This window comes from Pseudomonas sp. R62, from assembly GCF_000257605.1.
Classification (GTDB): Bacteria; Pseudomonadota; Gammaproteobacteria; order Pseudomonadales; family Pseudomonadaceae; genus Aquipseudomonas; species Aquipseudomonas atacamensis.
In genome coordinates this window covers 128,583-131,531 of record NZ_JH635998.1, presented here as the reverse complement: position 1 = coordinate 131,531, position 2,949 = coordinate 128,583, and the positions used below count along the sequence as shown (strand labels likewise).

Here is a 2,949-nt window from a genome sequence, read left to right as displayed (position 1 = left end):
CCTGCAGGAAGCCTTCGAGCTGCTGCTGATCGACCTGCCGCCGCGTGAATTGCTCGAGCGTCTGCGCGAAGGCAAAGTCTACGTGCCGGAACAGGCCCGCGCTGCAATCGACGCCTTTTTCACCCAGACCAATCTCACCGCACTGCGCGAACTGGCGATGCAGACCGCTGCCGCGCAGGTCGACAACGATCTCGCCCAAGGCTATCGCCAACTCGGTCAGGCCGCGCCGGCGGTGCGCGGGCGTTTGTTGGTCGGCATCGATGGCGATGCGCAGGCCGAACGGCTGGTGCGTCACGCCAGCCGCGTCGCCCAGCGCCGGCATCTGCCGTGGAGTCTGGTGCATGTCGACAACGGCAGTGCGCGGGATGAGCAATCACGGTTGCGCCTGCAAAGCGCCCAGCAACTGGCCGAACGCCTCGGTGGCGAAGTGGTGCTGTTGCGGGCCGGCGAGGTGGCGAAGACCCTGATTCAACACGCCGCCGAACGCCGTGCCAGTCTATTGCTGGTCGGCCAGTCGCGGCCACGCTTGCGCCGTAGACTGTTCGGCGGTGGTCTGGCGGCGCGCCTGCTGCGTCAGGCGCATGGTCTGGAAATCAACGTGCTCGACAGTGATCACGAGCAGCACCAACCGCGCCCGCGTAATTCAGTCACGCTGGTGTGGTTCGACTATGCGCTGGCGCTGGTCGCGACGTTGTTGGCCACTGCCTTGGCCTGGGCGGTGTCGAGTGTGTTGCCGTTGCCGAACATCTCCTTGGTGTTTCTCGCGGCGGTGTTGCTGGTGGCGGTGCGCAGCAGCCTCGGTCCGGCGCTGGCCTGTGCGGCGCTGTCGTTTCTCACCTACGATTTTCTGTTCATCCCGCCGAATTTCTCTTTCAGTATTCAGCGCGAAGAAGACGTGCTGACGCTGCTGTTTTTCCTGTTGATGGCGGCGCTTACCGGCAACCTTGCGGCGCGTCAGCGGCGGCAGTTGCAGGCTTTGCGCGATACCCAGGAAGAGACCAGCGAACTGCTCGACCTGTCGCGCAAACTCACCGCCGCGACTGATCGCCAGGCCGTGATCAGCGCCGCCGCGCAGCACCTCGAAGGCTGGAGCGATGTGCAATTGTGCCTGCTCAACCGCGACGGCCAGGGCGGCTGGAAAGTCGAAACCGGCGGGCCGCTGCAATTTACCGAGGCCGAACGCGCCGCCGCCGATTGGGCTTGGCAACACGATCAACCGGCGGGCAAGGGCACCGGTACCTTGCCGCTGGGGCGTTGGTGGTGGTGGCCGTTGTCGGTCGAGGACGGGCCGCTGGCGTTGCTCGGCGTTTGCGCCAAGGAAGGCCAGAGCTTGAGCGGTCAGCGCCGGCGTTTGCTCACTGCGCTGAGCCAGCCGCTGGCGCAAGCCCTGGCCCGCGCGCAATTGGCCGATGACCTCGAAGCGGCGCGTCTGCACGGCGAAACCGAACAATTGCGCAGCGCCTTGCTGGCCTCGGTGTCCCACGATTTGCGCACGCCGCTGACGGCCATGCGCGGCAGCATCGACAGCCTGTTGGCCCTCGGCGAAGCGATCCCGCTGGAGGATCGCCGCGAGCTGCTCGAAGGCACCCGCGATGAGGCCGAACGCCTCGACCGCTACATTCAGAACCTGCTCGACATGACCCGCCTCGGCCACGGCGCCTTGAAGCTGGCGCGGGACTGGGTATCGCCGGCCGATATCGTCGGCAGTTCGCTCAATCGCCTGCGCGCCGTGCTGGCGCCGCTGCAGGTCAGCACCGAAGTGCCGGTCGAGTTGCCGTTGCTCTATGTGCACGCGGCGCTGATCGAGCAGGCGCTGGTTAACGTGCTGGAGAACGCCGCGCGATTTTCGCCCAGCCATGGTCGCCTGCAACTGCGCGCCGGCGCCAATGAGCAGGAGATTTTCTTTGCGGTCAGCGATGAAGGCCCGGGGATTCCCGAAGAGGACCGAGCGAAGATTTTCGACATGTTCTACACCGCCGCGCGCGGTGATCGCGGCGGGCAGGGCACGGGGCTGGGGCTGGCGATCTGTCAGGGCATGGTCGGCGCGCACGGCGGGCGTATTTCCGTGGCTGACGGCATCGACGGGCGCGGCACCTGCATCACCTTGCACCTGCCGTTGCAGGCGCAGCCGGGGATGGACGGTGAAGCTTGAAGTCGACTGCGCTACTCTCTTGCCAATCTATTGTGTTGATGTGAATTCATGAGCCAGACCGCGACCATTTTGGTCATCGATGACGAACCGCAGATCCGCAAATTCCTGCGCATCAGCCTCGCTTCACAAGGCTACAAAGTGCTCGAAGCCGGCACCGGCGCTGAAGGCCTGGCGCAAGCTGCGCTGAGCAAACCGGACCTGGTGGTGCTCGACCTCGGGTTGCCGGACATGGACGGTCAGCAGGTCCTGCGCGAATTGCGCGAATGGGCGACCACGCCGGTGCTGGTGCTGTCGGTGCGCGCCAGTGAAGGGCAGAAGGTCGAAGCGCTGGATGGTGGCGCCAATGACTACGTGACCAAGCCGTTCGGCATTCAGGAATTTCTCGCCCGGGTTCGCGCGTTGTTGCGTCAGGCCCCGGCGGGGGAGGCGCAGCCGGCGGCGCTGAGTTTCGGCCCGTTGACCGTGGATCTGGCCTATCGGCGCGTGCTGCTCGACGGCGCCGAAGTCGCCCTGACCCGCAAGGAATACGCGGTGCTCGCGCAATTGGCGCGGCATCCGGGGCGGGTGATCACCCAGCAGCAGTTGCTCAAGGATATCTGGGGACCGACGCACACCGAGGACAGTCATTACCTGCGGATCGTGGTCGGGCATCTGCGGCAGAAACTGGCGGATGACCCGACCCGGCCACGGTTTATCGTGACTGAGGCGGGGGTTGGGTATCGGTTGTTGAGTGAAGCTGGCTGAGCTGACGCTTTCGCGAGCAGGCTCGCTCCCACAGGGGAATGCATTTCAAATGT

Annotated in this window: 2 protein-coding genes; both read left to right on the top strand. The window is 65.2% G+C overall.

Going from position 1 to position 2,949, the window contains the following annotated elements; translation table 11 throughout:
* Positions 1-2,152: DUF4118 domain-containing protein (locus OQK_RS02105; protein WP_038860437.1), on the top strand; the 2,152-nt coding region annotated here is incomplete at its 5' end.
* A gap of 48 nt (positions 2,153-2,200) precedes the next feature.
* Positions 2,201-2,896, top strand: coding sequence for a response regulator (locus tag OQK_RS02100; protein ID WP_016770895.1), 696 nt, complete (start codon positions 2,201-2,203; stop codon positions 2,894-2,896).
* The last annotated feature ends 53 nt before the right edge of the window (positions 2,897-2,949 follow it).